At 37.6% G+C, this 17,056-nt stretch carries 13 protein-coding genes and 1 pseudogene; 6 read left to right on the top strand and 8 right to left on the bottom strand.

Annotated features, from left to right (window positions below):
* Positions 1–51: 51 nt before the first annotated feature.
* Positions 52–1,656 (bottom strand): S8/S53 family peptidase, encoded by a 1,605-nt coding sequence (locus tag J4771_RS03975; protein WP_224136644.1) that lies wholly within the window; start codon positions 1,654–1,656, stop codon positions 52–54.
* Positions 1,657–1,882: 226 nt separating this feature from the next.
* Here J4771_RS03975 and J4771_RS03970 point away from each other — a divergent pair, with 226 nt between their 5' ends.
* Positions 1,883–3,010, top strand: coding sequence for a DegT/DnrJ/EryC1/StrS family aminotransferase (locus J4771_RS03970; RefSeq protein WP_224136641.1), 1,128 nt, complete (start codon positions 1,883–1,885; stop codon positions 3,008–3,010).
* Between the two features lie 38 nt (positions 3,011–3,048).
* Positions 3,049–4,068, top strand: coding sequence for a UDP-glucose 4-epimerase GalE (galE, locus tag J4771_RS03965; protein ID WP_224136632.1), 1,020 nt, complete (start codon positions 3,049–3,051; stop codon positions 4,066–4,068).
* Positions 4,069–4,131: 63 nt separating this feature from the next.
* Here galE and J4771_RS03960 read toward each other — a convergent pair whose 3' ends face one another.
* From J4771_RS03960 to J4771_RS03930, 7 genes are all read right to left on the bottom strand, one after another.
* On the bottom strand, positions 4,132–6,681 hold the full coding sequence (locus J4771_RS03960; RefSeq protein WP_224136630.1) for a TonB-dependent receptor domain-containing protein: 2,550 nt from the start codon (positions 6,679–6,681) through the stop codon (positions 4,132–4,134).
* 103 nt (positions 6,682–6,784) lie between these two features.
* Positions 6,785–7,822, bottom strand: a complete 1,038-nt coding sequence (gene mltG, locus J4771_RS03955; protein WP_224136627.1) for an endolytic transglycosylase MltG — start codon at positions 7,820–7,822, stop codon at positions 6,785–6,787.
* An 80-nt stretch (positions 7,823–7,902) separates the two neighbouring features.
* Positions 7,903–8,679, bottom strand: a complete 777-nt coding sequence (gene dapF, locus J4771_RS03950) for a diaminopimelate epimerase (RefSeq protein ID WP_224136625.1) — start codon at positions 8,677–8,679, stop codon at positions 7,903–7,905.
* A gap of 100 nt (positions 8,680–8,779) precedes the next feature.
* Entirely contained in the window at positions 8,780–9,442 is a 663-nt protein-coding gene (gene pnuC, locus J4771_RS03945) for a nicotinamide riboside transporter PnuC (RefSeq protein WP_224136623.1), read from the bottom strand.
* Between the two features lie 137 nt (positions 9,443–9,579).
* Positions 9,580–10,014, bottom strand: a complete 435-nt coding sequence (locus J4771_RS03940; RefSeq protein WP_224136621.1) for an OsmC family protein — start codon at positions 10,012–10,014, stop codon at positions 9,580–9,582.
* 4 nt (positions 10,015–10,018) lie between these two features.
* Positions 10,019–10,330, bottom strand: a complete 312-nt coding sequence (locus J4771_RS03935; protein ID WP_224136618.1) for a rhodanese-like domain-containing protein — start codon at positions 10,328–10,330, stop codon at positions 10,019–10,021.
* Positions 10,331–10,398: 68 nt separating this feature from the next.
* A complete protein-coding gene (locus J4771_RS03930) occupies positions 10,399–11,007 on the bottom strand; it encodes a Crp/Fnr family transcriptional regulator (protein ID WP_224136616.1) in 609 nt (202 codons plus the stop codon).
* A 213-nt stretch (positions 11,008–11,220) separates the two neighbouring features.
* Between J4771_RS03930 and J4771_RS03925 the strand changes: the two genes are divergently transcribed.
* The 4 genes and pseudogenes from J4771_RS03925 (at position 11,221) to hemN (ending at position 16,968) form a co-directional block, all read left to right on the top strand.
* Positions 11,221–12,906, top strand: coding sequence for an amino acid permease (locus J4771_RS03925; RefSeq protein ID WP_224136614.1), 1,686 nt, complete (start codon positions 11,221–11,223; stop codon positions 12,904–12,906).
* 76 nt (positions 12,907–12,982) lie between these two features.
* Positions 12,983–14,334: pseudogene (locus J4771_RS13285) on the top strand (IS3 family transposase).
* A gap of 85 nt (positions 14,335–14,419) precedes the next feature.
* Positions 14,420–15,454, top strand: a complete 1,035-nt coding sequence (locus tag J4771_RS03910; protein WP_224136612.1) for a WD40/YVTN/BNR-like repeat-containing protein — start codon at positions 14,420–14,422, stop codon at positions 15,452–15,454.
* Between the two features lie 131 nt (positions 15,455–15,585).
* Positions 15,586–16,968 carry an oxygen-independent coproporphyrinogen III oxidase gene (gene hemN / locus J4771_RS03905; RefSeq protein WP_224136609.1) on the top strand — a complete coding sequence of 461 codons (1,383 nt, stop codon included), beginning with the start codon at positions 15,586–15,588 and terminating at the stop codon, positions 16,966–16,968.
* Positions 16,969–17,056: the final 88 nt, after the last annotated feature.

The following is a 17,056-nucleotide window of genomic DNA, read 5'->3' as shown; positions in this document are numbered from 1 at the left end:
AACGCAAAGCCAAATGAATGACTTTGCGTTTTTTTGTAATCTTTTGTAGAACTATTCTTTCACGATTTTTTCTACATATTCGCTTTTGTAGGTTTTTACTTTTACAAAGTAAACGCCTGAATTTAAGCGATCGATATTTTGATTCTTCTCACTTTTCAGCGTTTGAATTTTTTGGCCTAAAGTATTATATAGCTCCACTGAAAGTATATTTTCGCTGGTGCTGATGTTGAAAATATTTTTCACAGGATTTGGGAAAATTTTTAGTTCCGTTCTGTTCAAATTATTGTTGGTTGCTAAAACTGCGGAATAAGAATTCCCGAAATTCAAGATACCGTAACCCATTGGATCTGTATGATTTGGATATAGAGATGCTTTTTGGCGTAAAATATTGCTAATTTCTGCTATTGATTTATTAGGTGCAGCCTGTAAAAGACAAGCAACTCCACCTGCAGCGAGCGGCGTCGCAAATGAGGTTCCACTACTTGTTGTAACTCCGTTGTTGTACGCCATTGCCGTTGAAGTTCCGCGTGCACTTCCGTCCGGTTTTACAACACCAACAGAATTGGGACCGTACGAAGAAAAAGAAGAGCTGGCTCCTGTTGAGGTTACGGCTCCAATCGTGAAAACTTTTTCATTGTCTGCAGGAGTGATGATGTAATGCCATGCATTTTGAGCTTCATTTCCTGCGGCAGCAAGTACAAAAATTCCTTTTTCAACTGCAATTTGTGCCGATCTCGCTATAAATGAAGTCGTACCGTTCATGTCGGAATAAAGCATGTTGTATCGCGTGTCATCAAAATCATAATAACCTAAAGATGTTGTAATTAAATCTACACCTTTACGGTCAGCTTCTTCGGCTGCTTCTGCCCAGTAGATCATTTCTTCAGGTTTTTCGTTGGCATAATCTTCAGAGGCATAAAGATAAAAATCGGCATCAGGAGCTGAACCTGCATACGAACCATCTACATAACCTGCGATCACCCCTAAACACATTGATCCGTGGTTGTTGAGCGCCGTATTGTAAATGTCGGTACTTTTATTTACAAAATTATAACCACCCTTAATTTGTCCGTTATTTCTGATTCTTGCATAGGCTGAACCAGTATTTACTCTTGGGAAACCGGTATCAATTACCGCAATGGTGATTCCCGTACCCGTGAAGCCAGCTACATGAAGGGGACGAAGGTTGATTTGGTTTATTTGAGCCAGACCAGTTCCGTAATTAAAATCGGTTTTTCCGACAGTGCTATTAAATAAATCGAATTTGTTTACTTTTTGGGCAGCCGGTTTTCCGCCAGTTGGATGTTTGATAAATCTTTCAACGGCCTGCACGTAACTCAGCCCTTGAAGTTGAGTGATTTGAGCGGCAGTGGCATTCACCGCTACACCATTCATCCATTTTGAATAATCCGTAACCGTAAAGCCAAGATTTCTGATATTTTGAATGTAGCTTGGTTCGATTGGTGCATCCTTATCATCCAAAGCGATTCCGAATTTTGCTCTTCGGTCAAGAGATTTCTGAGTAAGTTCCGAAAGAGGATTCGCATAAAATGCAGCTTTATTTGGCTTATCCTTAAAGAAGACGAATACAAGTTCTGTTTGAGCACTCGCAAAACTAAAGACCACCAAAATAAAAATTGATAACAGTTTTTTCATTTAAATAAATTTATTAGTGAGCAACAAAAATATAAAAAAATGATAAAGCTTTTAGAATTATTTTAGCATCATTCCATTCTTTTGAAGGATTATTTGCATTAGTTGCGTTTTTAAATTGTTATGATCAACATTTTAAATGCCGCTAATAATTTTGAATGGAAGTATTTTTAGTTGTGTTAAATTTTTTCAACGCATTAATTTTCTTAAATTTGAACAAATATTTTTTATGAAGAAAATACAGATGGTTGACCTTCAAAGTCAATACTATAAAATAAAATCTGAAGTTGACAACGCGGTTTTAAATGTGATGGATTCCGCAGCTTTTATCAACGGACCTGAAGTGAAATCCTTCCAAAACGAGTTGGAAAATTACCTTGATGTAAAACACGTGATTCCGTGCGCAAACGGAACAGATGCCCTTCAAATTGCTTTGATGGCTTTAGATTTGAAGGAAGGCGATGAAGTGATCACAGCAGATTTTACCTTTGCCGCAACGGTTGAAGTAATTCATCTTCTCAAATTAAAATCGGTTTTGGTGGATGTTGACTATGACACCTTTACCATTGATATCGACAAACTGAAAGCCGCAATCACTCCCAAAACAAAGGCGATTATTCCTGTTCATCTTTTTGGACAGTGTGCAAACATGGAAGCAGTTTTAAAAGTCGCTAAAGAGCATCAACTTTATGTGATTGAGGACAATGCACAGGCAATTGGCGCTGATTTTACTTTTTCTGACGGAATCGTAAAAAAATCCGGAACGATGGGGATTTTGGGAACTACTTCTTTCTTCCCTTCGAAAAATTTGGGATGTTACGGAGACGGCGGTGCAATTTTTACTAATGACGATGAACTTGCGCACAAAATCCGTGGTATCGTTAATCACGGAATGTATGAAAGATATTACCATGATGAGGTGGGAGTGAATTCCCGTTTAGACAGTATTCAGGCGACCGTTTTAAGGAAAAAACTCCCGCTTTTGGATTCTTACAATGAAGCAAGAAGAAAAGCGGCAGACTTTTACGATGAAGCCTTTGCCAATCATCCACAAATTCTTACGCCGAAAAGAGCAGAAAACTCAACGCATGTATTTCATCAATATACTTTGAGAATCCTAAACGGAAAACGTAATGAACTGCAACAGTTTTTAACGGAGAAAGAAATTCCCGCTATGATTTATTATCCTGTTGCTTTGAGAAAACAGAAAGCGTACTATCAGGAAAGCGATCCCAAAGATTTTGTAAACACCGACAAACTTTTGAATGAGGTAATTTCGCTACCGATGCACACCGAACTGGATGATGAGCAATTAAAATATATTACTGATGCGGTTTTGGAATTTATGAATTCGTAAACTACAAACCTCGAATCTTAAACCTTAAACAAAAATCAATGACCATACTTCTTACCGGCGGACTCGGCTATATTGGATCACATACTGTTGTGGAGCTTTTAAACAATAATTTTGAGGTAATCATCGTGGATGATTTATCTAATTCAGAAAAATTTATTTTAGACAATATTGAAAAAGTCGCAGGAAAAAGACCAACTTTTTATCCGTTTGATTTGAAGCGAAGAGAACTTCTGGTACAACTTTTAGACGCCCATAAAATTGACGGTTGTATTAATTTTGCAGCCTTCAAGGCGGTTGGCGAAAGTCAGGAAAAACCGGTGGATTATTACGAAAACAATTTGTTTTCTTTGATCAATATTTTGCAGGAATTTAAACAGAGAAACATCTCCAACTTTATTTTCAGTTCTTCGTGCACTGTTTACGGACAAGCCGATCAACAACCCATCGACGAAAATACACCTTTGAAAACTCCCGAATCTTCATACGGAAAAACCAAACAGATGGGAGAGGAAATTTTGAAAGATTTTGCAGTGGCTCATCATAAAAAAGTTACTTTGTTGAGGTACTTCAATCCAATCGGTGCGCATCCTTCGGCTTTTTTGGGCGAACTCCCAATCGGCATTCCGAATAATTTGGTTCCTTATGTTACACAAACTGCGGCGGGAATTCGTGAAAAACTTAATATTTGGGGAAATGATTATCCAACCGAAGACGGAACCGCAATACGAGATTATATTTATGTGGTGGATTTGGCGAAAGCTCACGTAAAAGCATTACAAAAACTCATTGCAGATCCTTCTGAAACGGTCATCGACATTTATAATTTGGGAACTGGAAAAGGTTCATCTGTTTTGGAAGTCGTTCACGCTTTTGAAAGCGCAAACAACGTTGAAGTCCCTTACCAAATCTGCGACAGAAGAGCAGGAGACATCACCATCGCTTATGCAAACGCAGACAAAGCTGAAAAAGAACTCGGTTGGAAAGCGGACACTTCTCTTGAAGAAGCATTGAGGACAACTTGGGAATGGCAGAAATATTTGGAGCAAAGAGCCCATTAAAATTTGCCTGGAAAAAATAAAAAACCGAATCAGATAGGGATTCGGTTTTTTGTATGATGACTTTTACATTGGTGGTACTTGATCATCGCCGCCGCTGTCATTGGAGTTGAAATCTTTTTTCCTTTTCGGTGCTTCCACTTTTTCGCCTTGCTTAAATCGATAAGTTAAAGAGAGTGATAAAGTCCTTGGTTGCCATCTCATATAACGATCAGTAGTGTAATCATCTGTAACAACTGAGACTTGTCTCGCTCTTGTATTGAATAAATCCTGTACGTTCAAGCCGATCGTTCCGTCACCTTTCCAAATCGTTTTTGTAGCACCTAAATTGGCAAAATACATTGCTTTCTGATGATTTGCACCTTCCACCTGTGCTCCACGGAAGTTTCCTTGCAACTGTACGCTGAAAGTTTTGTCGATTTTAAAAGTGTTTGACATTCTCAATCTTGTAGACATCCCGTTTCCAGCGTAGGAAATATGTTTATAAATAGTATTCGCTGCGTTGGTTGGATCAGGGTACGAATAATCATACTCTCCGGAAGTTTTATATCCGTATAAATCGACTTCGCCCATAATTTTCCACCAAGAGAAAGGATCAAAAGTATAATTAATGTCCAAACCAAATCTTCTGTCGTAACCTAAATTTAAAGGTACGGTATTAAAAACATAGCGTTTCTCATAGGTGTCGTACACATAAGCAACGGTCATTTTTACATCGTCCTGCTCATTTCTGTAATAGATAGTGGGATTAATGGAGAATTTCTTTTTAGAAAAATTGTAACCAAACTCAAATGAATCGATATAAGCTGGATTCAAGTCGGTGTTTCCTTTAAAAAGGTTTTGGTTGTCACTGTATGACATAAACGGGGCCAAAAACCACGATCTCGGTCGGTCGATTCTACGTGAATAATTTAGTAATAATTGATTATCCTTTGAGAAATTATAGCTCAAGAAAACACTTGGGAAAAGACCGTTGTATTTTTTGTTTTTGTCTAAATCGTCAGTTCCTGTAAGGTTGTGGTATTTAATAGAAATATCGGAAAGCTCATTTCTCAAACCCAATTGGTAACCAAAATTCCCGATTTTACTCTTGAACTGTGCATAAATTGCGTTGATCGTTTCTTGATAATTCGTGGTACTGTTATATCGTGGTAGCGGAACATAGTTTGCTTGACCGGCTAATTTTTCCTGAACACCAAAATCGTAATCATTTTTGTTGTAATCAAGTTTATAACCCGCATTGAACATGGAGTTTTCGCCAATTGGTAATTCGTAGTCAATTTTTCCTACAGTAGATTTACTCACTGTTTTTTGAGTGGTGATATCAGAAAGTTCAAAAATATTTTTGGTAGTTTGCTCGATGAAAGAATCGCCGTCCGAATCATTTTTCTGCAAACTTAAGGACAATGAAATGTTCTGTCCTTTGTCATCAAACTTATGATCTAACCCGAAATCACCCTGTAAACCAAGGTTTTTGTTATTTCCATTGGACGTTCTGTTTCCAAAATAAGACCCGCCCGTTGAAGGGTAATAGGTGTAATCAACCGGTTGATTGTTTTCCATCAAAAATCCTCTCACCGTTCCAGATGCATTTACAGAAGTGTTGTCATTGATTTGATAAACGATTCCCGCAGTTCCGTTGTAATTTTTTGCCTGGTTTTTTCCTTCACTGATTTGGTATTTTCTAATGTTTCCTTCCGTGTCGGGCTTCGTAAATTGAGTATCGGTCCAGTTTTTTCCTTTGCTTTCGCTATAACCGCCGCCGCCGTTTAAGAACCAAGTTAGATTTCCTTTTCTCCAGCTTAAATTGGTGTTAAGCGAGGTTCTGGGTTGAAGTCCCAAATTTCCTGTGACACTTCCGTTGAAACCCATTTTTGTGGTTTTCTTGAGGATGATGTTTAAAATTCCCGCAGTTCCGGAAGCGTCGAATTTTGCGGAAGGATTTGTGATGACTTCAATCCTGTCGATTTGATCGGCAGGAATTGCCTGCAATGCGTTTGCTCCATCATCAATTCCAAGAAGTGCGGAAGGTTTTCCGTTCACTAAAAATTTCACGTTGGAGCTTCCACGCATCGTAACCGTTCCATCTGGATCAACGGAAACTGATGGTACATTTTGTAAAACATCCTGCAGGTTTCCGCCGATTGCAGTTAAGTCACTTTTTACGTCGTACGTTTTCTTATCAATTTCTACTCTTACTGGTTTTGTAGTTGCAACAATCGTGACACCTTCAATATCTTTGGTCTTCGTGTTGGTCATAGAACCTTCACGCTCAACAGTAAAATTTCCTAAACTTCCACCTGCTGAAATCTGTTTGTTTAAAGAAGATTTTTTGTAATCGATGGCCTCTACAGTGATGTCGTAATTTCCTGGAGTCAAAGCCAATTGATAACTTCCTTTTTCGTCTGTTAGTGTTGCATCGCTGAAGAGTTTGTTGGCTTTGTTGCTAAAGGTAACCGAAGCGTAAGGAACCGCCTGATTCTGTTTGTCGACAATTTTTCCTGAAACATTCACTTTTTGCTGTTGTGCGAACGCTAAACTTGCTGCACCTAGAACGAAGGTTAATCCTAAAGTTCTCTTTCTGATCATTGAAGAAATCTCAATTTTTCCCGTCATAAATTTAGTTTATACATATACTGATGCTTTTTTTCGACATTGGTTAAATTAAATGAATTTTTAAACAATGTTAAATCATCAGTAAAAGTGTTAATTCTTTTTTTTATTTAATATTTTTTGAATTCAACCAATCCTGATAAGCTTTTGCATTTGCGGCGTGTTCTGCTGCACTTGCCGTAAATTTATGGTAGCCAAATCTCGCTGGATCTGCACACATGTAGATATAATCGTTCTTTTCGGCATTCAAAACGGCATCTACCGAATTTTTATCCACCACACAAATAGGTCCAGGTGGAATTCCCACATTTGCGTAGGTGTTGTATGGTGAAGGTTCCCTCAAATGTTTGTACAAAACTCTTCTAATAGGATCGCCCTGAAAATTATTGGCTTTTGAAACGGCATAGATTACGGTGGGATCGCTCTGAAGTTTCATTCCCTTTTTATAACGGTTGATGTACAGTCCTGCAACTGTCTTCATTTCGTCAGGTTTTCCACCAGTTTCTTTATAGACCAAAGAAGCCAGAGCATAAATTTGATCTCTCGTAAATCCTGAAGCCTTTTCTTTGGCAACTCGATCAGTATTCCAGAAACTGTTGTATTGATCCTCAAATTTTTTGAAAAATTCTTTGGGAGTTACCGTCCAGAAAAAATTGTAGGTGTCGATGAAGAAATATCTTTTCAAATCTTCCGCATTGGCAAAACCTTTTTCGGTGGCGATTTTATTAAGGTCGGTTGCGAACCTTAAAGAATCCAGTTCGGTTTTCTTCGCCACTTTTCCCACCATTTGGTAAACAGTAAAGAAATCTCCAATTCTGAACGTGTTTTCGGTTTGGTTTCCAGCTTTAATCATGTTCACCAAATCGGTGTTGTTGGTTCCCGATTTAATTCGGTAACGACCTGCGTTAAAGAATTTGTCGAGGTTTTTCTTCTTCGCTACCTCTGCAAAACTTTCCTTGTTTTTTACATAAGGAGAAATAGAATCCAAAATTGAATTGAAGTTCGCAGAATGAGGAATGAGGACATAACCTTCTTTTTCCACGTTATTTCCGTAATATTTTTGATAATATTTAAAGCCAAAAAATCCGCCGATGAGCAGAATTACTAAACCTGTAATCGCAAAAATTGAACAACCCTTCTTCATATTTTGTAAATGATAATTGATGAATGATAATTGATTATAATAGTTTTATTTAAAGTTTTCTTGTAGCTTCCATCTTCCAGCTACAATGAAATCTTTCCCTTAAAAACCTGTTTTGCAGGACCTTCCAACCAAATGTTTTTGAAGGAATTTCCATCTTGTTCTGCATAAACTTTCAGATTTCCGCCCAAAACTTTTACTTGAACCTCTTTTTGATTTTTATCTGTTAAAAAAACCAAAGCTGAAGCGGTAACTCCAGTTCCACAACTGTAAGTTTCGTCTTCCACACCTCTTTCGTAAGTTCTCACGAAGATTTCTTCGGGCGAAATTTCTTCCACAAAGTTCACGTTGATTCCTTCATTCTTGTAAGTCGCAGAATTTCTGATTTCGTTACCGTTTTTATACACTTCAAAATTTTCCACATCATTGACGAACTGTACAAAATGTGGCGAACCTGTGTTTAACTCGAAGTTTTCATTGATATTTTTAATGGAATTTACGTCGCTCATTTTCAGTTTTACGATACCGTTTTTAATTTCGGCTTCGTGTACACCGTCAATAGCTTCAAAAGTGGTTTTGTCTTCGAAAATATCTAAAAAATGGGCAAAAGCGACAATACATCTTCCGCCGTTTCCGCACATGGTACTTTCATTTCCATCGGAATTGTAATACACCATTTTGAAATCTGAATTGTCATCATTTTCCAACAAAATCAAACCGTCGCCACCGATTCCAAACCTTCTGTCGCAAAGCTTTTCGATGAGGTCTCTTTCTTTTGGAAACTGCAGATCACGATTATCAATCATCACGAAATCATTTCCTGTTCCTTGGTATTTGAAAAATTCTATGGTATTTTGCATAAAAAAAGCGGAAAATTCCGCTGTTTGATTGGTCTGCAAAGTTACGCAAAACATATAAATTTCTGAATTGATGTTTGTTAAATTAATCACAAATATCCATCTATACTTTTTTCAAACTTCTTTTCCATTCAAATAGACCAATTATCGCCATCACCGTGAACACCAAATATTGTATGGAAGTAATTCCCAAACCTTTATAAATCATCATCGGAATGCAAATAATATCGCCAATAATCCAAAAAATCCAGTTTTCAATTCTGCGTTTAGCCATAAACCACATCCCGACAAGGAAAATTGCGGTGGTAACAACATCCAGCCAGTTCGCCCAATCCAAATGATCCAAACCGAGCGTTACGTTTTGCATGGAAAATTTATTGTCAATCAACGGTTTGTAATAATAAACGATGGTAACGAGTAACAAGCTTAAAAAAAATAAAATTCCGCCGTAAATCCACTCTTTTTTCTTTGCCCAAGAAACTTCAACATGAACGTGGTCTTGCGAACTTTTTGCCCACAAAATCCAGCCGTAAATGCTCATCACCGTATAATAAAAATTAATCATCATATCGCCGAGAAGCCCGAAATTAAAGAGGATATAGACGTAGAGTGCTGTAGAAATAATTCCCGTTGGATAAACCCAAATATTCTTTTTGATGGAAAAATAAACACTCAAAATTCCGAAAATGGTTGCCGTAGCTTCCAGAAAAATCTGAAGATGCGTGTACGATTCGTAAGGTTTCAGGAATAGGTCATGTAAATTCATGGTTTCAAAGATAAAGATTTGGCTGCGACAAATTGCGGTTGGTACAAAATCCGAAGTGTTTTAACATTCAATTTTCACATTGAAAAACAAAACCCCGAATAAATCGAGGTTTTATTAAAGTGAAAAGTATATGGTTTTTAACCAACAATGATGGTCGTGTTCATCATCACTTTCGATTTGATGGAATTAGAAATTAAGCAAGCCGCTTCCGATTTTTGCAAAACTCGTTCGGCTTTTTCTTTATCTGCTTCATTTACAATCGTTACAGTTGGTTCAAGAAGAATTTCGGTCATTAAAAATTTACCATCCACTTGTTCCAGTTTTCCTGACGACTTGCATTTGAAATCGACAAATTCTAACCTCGAATTTTCTGCAATCGCTAAAAAAGTCGTCATCAAACAACTCGCGACAGCCGAAGTGAAAAGATGTTCAGGCGACCAAATATTTTCGACACCGTTCGGAAATTGTGGCGGTGTTGCAACTTCCATTTTTTCGGAAAGTTCGGGAGAAGACATTTCGCCCTTTCTTCCTTCCTTCCAATTGATTTCTACGTTATAAAAATGTGCGTCCATTTTTTTAGATTTTATTGTTCAAACTCATCCAACCGCCGCCGTTGTAAACTTCTGCATAACCCGCATTTTTAAGGATGTTTTGCGCCGTAGAACTTCTCATTCCCGATGCGCAGCACGTGATTACAGGTTTATTTTTGTCCTTTAAACGGGATAAATTATTGGCAAGTTGGTCAACCGGAATGTTAATTGAATTTTTAATGTGACCTGAAGCGAATTCACCTTTGGAACGAACATCCACAATGATTGCGCCGTTTTTTACGAGTTCCGCATAATCGGTTTTATCGAGTCCGAAAAGATTTTTGATGGTGTCAAACATAATTTTACGATTTTGATTATTGATACCGCAAAATTAATTGGGTTGCAAATTCTGCACAGTAACAAACATCACAAAAGCCGAATTTTATTTCTGGAAAGTTCCACAATTCCGTCTTTTTCCATCTGTTTTAAAACCCGACTCGTTGCTTCACGCGTAATTCCGAGCTCATCCGCCAATTGTTGGTGCGTAACGGAGATTTCTTTGGAACGGTAAAGTTGAGTTTTCTGTCTGATTAAATGTAAAAGTCGGGCATCCAGTTTTTGAAAGGCAACAGAATTCACCACATCCAAAAGTTCCTCGAATCTTTTTTGATAAAGGTTGAAAATAAAGTCGGTCCATTCAGGATATTTTTTTACCCAATCTTTAGCTTTATCGGCTGGAATCATCATGATTTCTGCGTCTTCTTCTACCACCGCCTTTACTTTTGAAGTTTCGTTTTTCATACCCGAAAGTATAGAAACGATGCAACTTTCGCCGGGAGTCAAATAATATAGCAGGATTTCACGGCCGTCTTCTTCAGTTCGGATAACTTTGATGCTTCCAGAAATCACCACCGGAATACTTTTCACATAAGAATCCATATTCAGAATAATTTCGCCTGCTGCAAAAGTCTTTAGATAACCTGCATCAGCAATTTCTTTCTGTAAATCTGATTGAAATAGATCTTTTAAAACCATGGATTAAAGTTAAGGAAAATAATTGTTGAACTGTTAATCAGTAATCATTGTTTTGCTAACATTTAAGTACACTTTCATTTCCAACTTTGCTACTTTAATATGAAAATCAAAATTTTGCGAAACTAATTTCTGTTTTTTAAAAAGAAAATTGACTTGAAATAGTTAATCATTGCTAAAATTTTATATTTTTGGAAATATTTAAAAAATTAAAAAATGTCGAATCTTTGGAGAACGAAACCTTTGAACCAACTTCTCGCAGAAGCGGAAGAATCTGAAAAAGGACTGAAAAAAACCCTGAGTTCCGGTGCTCTTGTTGCGCTTGGGATTGGCGCAATTATCGGGGCGGGATTATTTTCAATCACCGGAATTGCGGCGGCAAATTACGCCGGTCCTGGAATTATGATTTCATTTATAATCGCAGCTTTAGGTTGTGCTTTTGCCGGATTGTGTTACGCAGAATTTGCGTCCATGATTCCAGTTGCAGGGAGTGCATACACGTATTCTTACGCAACGATGGGCGAATTTATTGCGTGGATTATCGGTTGGGATTTGGTTTTGGAATATGCAGTGGGAGCCGCAACCGTGGCTTCGAGTTGGTCGGGATATCTCGGAAAATTGTTCCACAGTTTCGGCGTAAATCTTCCCGAACAATTGTTGATGACGCCTTTTGACGTAAGTTCTTCGGGAGCGGCGGGATTAATTAATCTACCCGCAGTTTTCATTGTGGTGGTGATGTCTTTGGTTTTAATTAAAGGAACCAGCGAATCGGCGTGGGTAAATACGGCGATTGTGATCTTGAAAGTTGCGATCGTTTTGATTTTTATTTTTGTTGGTTTTAAATATGTAAAAGCAGAAAATTTAACACCACTAATTCCTGAAAACACGGGTAAATTTGGGGAATATGGTTGGTCCGGAATTATTCGGGCGGCTGCAGTCGTCTTCTTTGCCTATATTGGATTTGATGCAGTTTCCACCGCTGCACAGGAAACCAAAAATCCTAAAAAAGCAATGCCAATCGGAATTATGGGCTCGCTTTTAATCTGTACGGTTTTGTATATTGTTTTCGCTTATGTGATGGTGGGAGTTGTACACTACAAAGAATTTACTGCAGGTGGTGGTTCCGACCATTTAGCGCCGGTTGCGATTGCGATTGATGCGATGGGAAGTGTAATTAATGGACAAATGGTTCCGGAATATCCTTGGTTGAATACTTCGATTATTATTGCGATTCTTTTGGGTTACGCATCGGTAATTTTAGTAATGTTGATGGGACAAAGCCGAGTTTTCTATTCGATGAGTCACGATGGTTTGTTGCCGAAAGTGTTCAGTGAAATTCACAGCAAATTCAGAACGCCTTTTAAGTCAAATATTTTCTTCTTGGTTTTCGTGAGTTTATTTGCGGCATTTATTCCGGGTAGAGTTGTTGGAGAAATGACTTCCATCGGAACTTTATTCGCCTTCATCCTGGTTTGCATCGGAGTTTTGGTAATGAGAAAAACGCAGCCGGATGCGCCAAGAGCTTTCAAGACACCTTTGGTTCCGCTGGTTCCAATTTTAGGAGTTCTAACTTGTTTCGGAATGATGGCTTTCCTTCCTTTCGACACCTGGATTCGTTTGGTGATTTGGATGATGATTGGTTTGGACGTTTATTTGTGGAGAGGAATCAAGAATTCATTCCTTGGAAAAGCCAATGGTACGACGAATGACCCGAAAAATTACAGTGTTTCCGCCATTTGTGGAGCTGCATTAACATTAATTTTGATCATCTTAACCTATTTCCACCATCAAGCGGCACTTGCTGATAAAGCGGATGATGGCGGATTGGTAATTTTCTCCGTGGTGATGATTGTTATTCACACAATTTTCTACGGATATTATTTCTTTAAAAACAGAAGGTAAATTTTAAAAATAAATTTTGATCCCGGCAATTGGACTGCCCCCAAAAAGTTAGACACTTTTTAGGGGCATTTTTATTATGGGAGAATCAAAGTATAGTTTAGAATTTAAGGTGAGTTGTGTGGAGAAGATTAAGAAAAATGATCTGTCGATCCACTCTTTGGCACAGGAAGTAGGTTTGGATGCGACGGTTGTTCGCAAATGGAAAAGGTTTTATGATTTGTACGGAATTGAAGGACTGCAACGCAGAAGCAATCGCCGTTATGACGTAAAATTTAAGTTAAGAGTTTTGGAAACGATCAAGGCACAAGACTTATCTCTAAAGCAAGCTGCTGCACGGTTTAATATCGCTGCAGAATCCAGCATCACCAATTGGCGGAGCGCTTACGAAAAAAGTGGTATTTTAGGGTTACAGAATAAACCCAAAGGAAGACCAGCAATTATGAGCGATTACCAACGTAAAAAGAAAAAGTCTGGCAAACCATTGACCAGGGAAGAAGAATTGTTACTGGAAAATGAAAGACTGCGAGCCGAAATCGATTTTCTAAAAAAGTTAGACGCCTTAACTCTCAAAAAGAACAAGCAAAAGCCATCGAAGAGTTAAGGCCTAAATACAATCTGTCCGTATTATTGGATTGTACCGGGATGGCGAGAAGCAGTTTCTATTATCATCAAAACAAGGCTCAAACCGACAAATATTCGGACGTAAAAACAATGATAAAACAGATTTATCATCAACACAAAGGAAGGTTTGGATACCGGCGTATTACTTTGACAATGAGAGATAAAGGAATTATTATCAATCATAAAACAGTATTGAGATTAATGAAATCGCTAGGACTGAAAAGCATTATACGGGTAAAGAAATACAAATCTTACCGTGGAGAACAAGGAAAAATAGCACCCAATATTTTGAAAAGAAATTTCAAAGCCGACCAGCCGAACACGAAGTGGGCAACCGATGTAACGGAATTTAATGTCTCGGGAAATAAGCTCTATTTATCTCCGATAATCGATTTATTCAACGGTGAAATCATCAGCTATAATCTCTCAGAAAGGCCTGTCTTTGCACAGATTACAGATATGCTGAAAAAGGGTTTAAAGAAAATTAAAAATACAGAAAACATCATTTTACATTCAGACCAAGGTTGGCAATATCAAATGAAAGCTTATCAAAATATATTAAAAGAAAAAGGAATTGTTCAAAGTATGTCCCGAAAAGGGAACTGTCTGGACAATGCCATAATCGAAAATTTCTTCGGAACATTGAAGTCTGAAATGTTTTATACCAAAAAGTTTGGTTCTATCGACGAACTCAGGAAAGAAATAAAAGAATACATTGATTATTACAACAACGACAGAATAAGGCTTAATTTAAAAGGAAAGAGCCCGGTACAGTACCGAACTCTTTCCTTTAATAATATTGTTTAATTTTGTCTAAACTTTTGGGTGCAGTCTAAATTCGCCGGGATTTTTTTTGCATCAAATTCACTACTTTTGGTTAAAATTGAATTCAATGAAAAAACTGTTCTACTTCTTAGTCATCATTTTTTTTGGAAATTTTTCTTTCGCTCAAAAAGTAGAAATTCAAACTTTGTTGAAGGATAAAATCTCCATTCGTGCGATTCAGATTTATAATGGAAAAGTTTGGTACGCGGGAACGGATTCTAAATTTGGTTATGTGAGTTTGAAAGATTCTTCGGATAAAAAACAGTTGATTTTATCTGAGAAAAAATTGCAGTTCAGGACATTAGCACAAGATTCCAAAAACTTTCATATGCTCGATATTGATTCTTTACCGCATCATTTTATCGTTAATAAGAAAACACTGAAGAAATCTTACGGATTGGTTCGTACACCGAATAATGAAAAATTTTTCTTTGATGCTTTTATGTTCGACAAAGCGGATCGAGGTTTAGCAATTAGCGATCCCTTCAAAGGGGTGACTCCAAATTTTTTAATGATGATTGATAGAGAGTTTAATCATGGTTTAGAAAAAGCAAAACCAGATTTGCCTGCATATTTTCCAGGTGAAGCTCATTTCGCAGCAAGTAATTCGAATATCGCAATGAAAGGAAATTGGGTTTGGATAGCGAGTGGCGGTACCAAAGCAAGAATTTTTAAATTCAATTGGAATAAACCAGTAGATTGGAAGGTTTTTGATACCCCCTTTATTCAAGGAACTTCTTCACAAGGAATTTATTCCATCGACTTCTATGACAATAAATTTGGAATTGCAGTGGGTGGTGATTACACCAAACAATCTGAAAATATCAACAATATCGCAACCACAAACGATGGCGGTGAAACATGGCAAATTCAGGCATCAGGAAAAAATTCAGGTTACAAAACTTGTGTGAAAATCCGTCCAAAATCTAAAGGAAAAGACATCATTGCAGTTGGTGACCAGAATATAGATTTTTCAACTGATTACGGAAAAACTTGGACTAAAATTTCAGATGAAAAAGGTCTTTATGCTTGTGAATGGATTGATAGAAATACATTGGTTTTCGCGGGGAAGGATAGGATTGTGAAAATGACTCTGAAATAAGGTCTCACAGATTACACAGATTTTCACGGATGATCACAAGAGTTTTATCAGTGAGAATCTGTGAAATCCGTACGGAAAAAATTCCCTACTTTTGCACCACGAAACACGAAACTCGTAGCTCGCAACAAATTATGAATTCCCTAATCGACAAATACAACATTCCCGGTCCCCGTTACACTTCTTATCCCACCGTTCCTTTTTGGGACGAAGCCAATTTTTCTTCGGAACAATGGCAAAACTCTGTGATCAGATCTTTCAATGAAAGCAACGATTCCGAAGGAATTTCCATCTATATTCACTTACCGTTTTGTGAGCAATTGTGTACATTTTGTGCTTGTCACAAAAGAATCACGAAACAACATTCCGTAGAAACACCTTATTTGGTTAGCGTTTTGAAAGAATGGGATTTGTACTTAGAATTACTAAAGAGCCAAGAGCCAAGTAAAAAGAACCAAGTGCCCAAAATCAAAGAATTGCATTTGGGTGGTGGAACTCCAACTTTCTTTTCGCCGGAAAACTTGCGAAAACTTTTGGAAGGAATTTTCGCAAAAGCAGAAATCGCTGAAAATCCAGAATTTTCTTTTGAAGGTCATCCGAACAATACCTCGAAAGAACATTTGCAGACGCTGTACGATTTGGGTTTCCGAAGATGCAGTTTTGGGGTTCAGGATTATGATCCGCAAGTTCAAAAAGCGATCAACAGAATTCAGCCCTATGAAAATGTCAAAAAAGTGACAGAATGGGCGCGAGAAATCGGCTACAAAAGCGTTTCCCACGATTTGGTTTTCGGTTTGCCGTTCCACACTTGGGAAAAAATGGAATTCACCATCCGCAAAACCTTGGAATTAAAGCCAGATCGTTTGGCTTTTTATTCTTACGCTCATGTTCCTTGGATCAAAGGAGTTGGACAACGCGGTTTCGATGAAAATGATTTACCAAGCGGTGAAGAAAAACGCAAACTGTACGAGAACGGAAAAAAATTATTGGAAGATTTAGGCTACATTGAAGTGGGAATGGATCACTTTTCTTTGGAGCACGACGACCTTTATCAGTCAATGGTTTCAGGTGATATTCACCGAAATTTCATGGGATATTCTTCAAGCAAAACGCAACTGATGATCGGTTTGGGAATGAGCGCGATTTCCGATTCTTGGTACGCTTTTGCACAGAATGAAAAGACTGTCGAAGAATATCAAAAAAGGGTAGAAGAAGGTAAAATTCCAGTTTTCCGTGGACATATTTTAAACGAAGAAGATTTAATCATCAGAAAACATATTTTGAATTTAATGTGCCGTTTGGAAACATCATGGGACATTCAAAACGCTTTCCCAGAATTGGAAAATGCCTTGGAAACCTTAAAGGAAATGGAAGACGACGGTTTGGTGGAAATTTCAGAAAACTCAATTAAGATTACCGAAAAAGGTCGGGCTTTCACAAGAAATGTTGCCATGACTTTCGATTTAAGAATGATGCGCAACAAACCTGAAACAAGGATTTTCTCGATGACAATTTAGAATTGTTATTGTTATCTTTTTAAAATTCATCAAAATTAACGTCCTCTGGGAATTGCGGAAATTTAATTTTGATGAATTTTTTGTTTTA

Origin of the sequence: Candidatus Kaistella beijingensis (genome assembly GCF_020084865.1) — a bacterium.
Lineage (GTDB): Bacteria > Bacteroidota > Bacteroidia > Flavobacteriales > Weeksellaceae > Kaistella > Kaistella beijingensis.
This window is presented reverse-complemented; position numbering and strand designations above follow the sequence as displayed.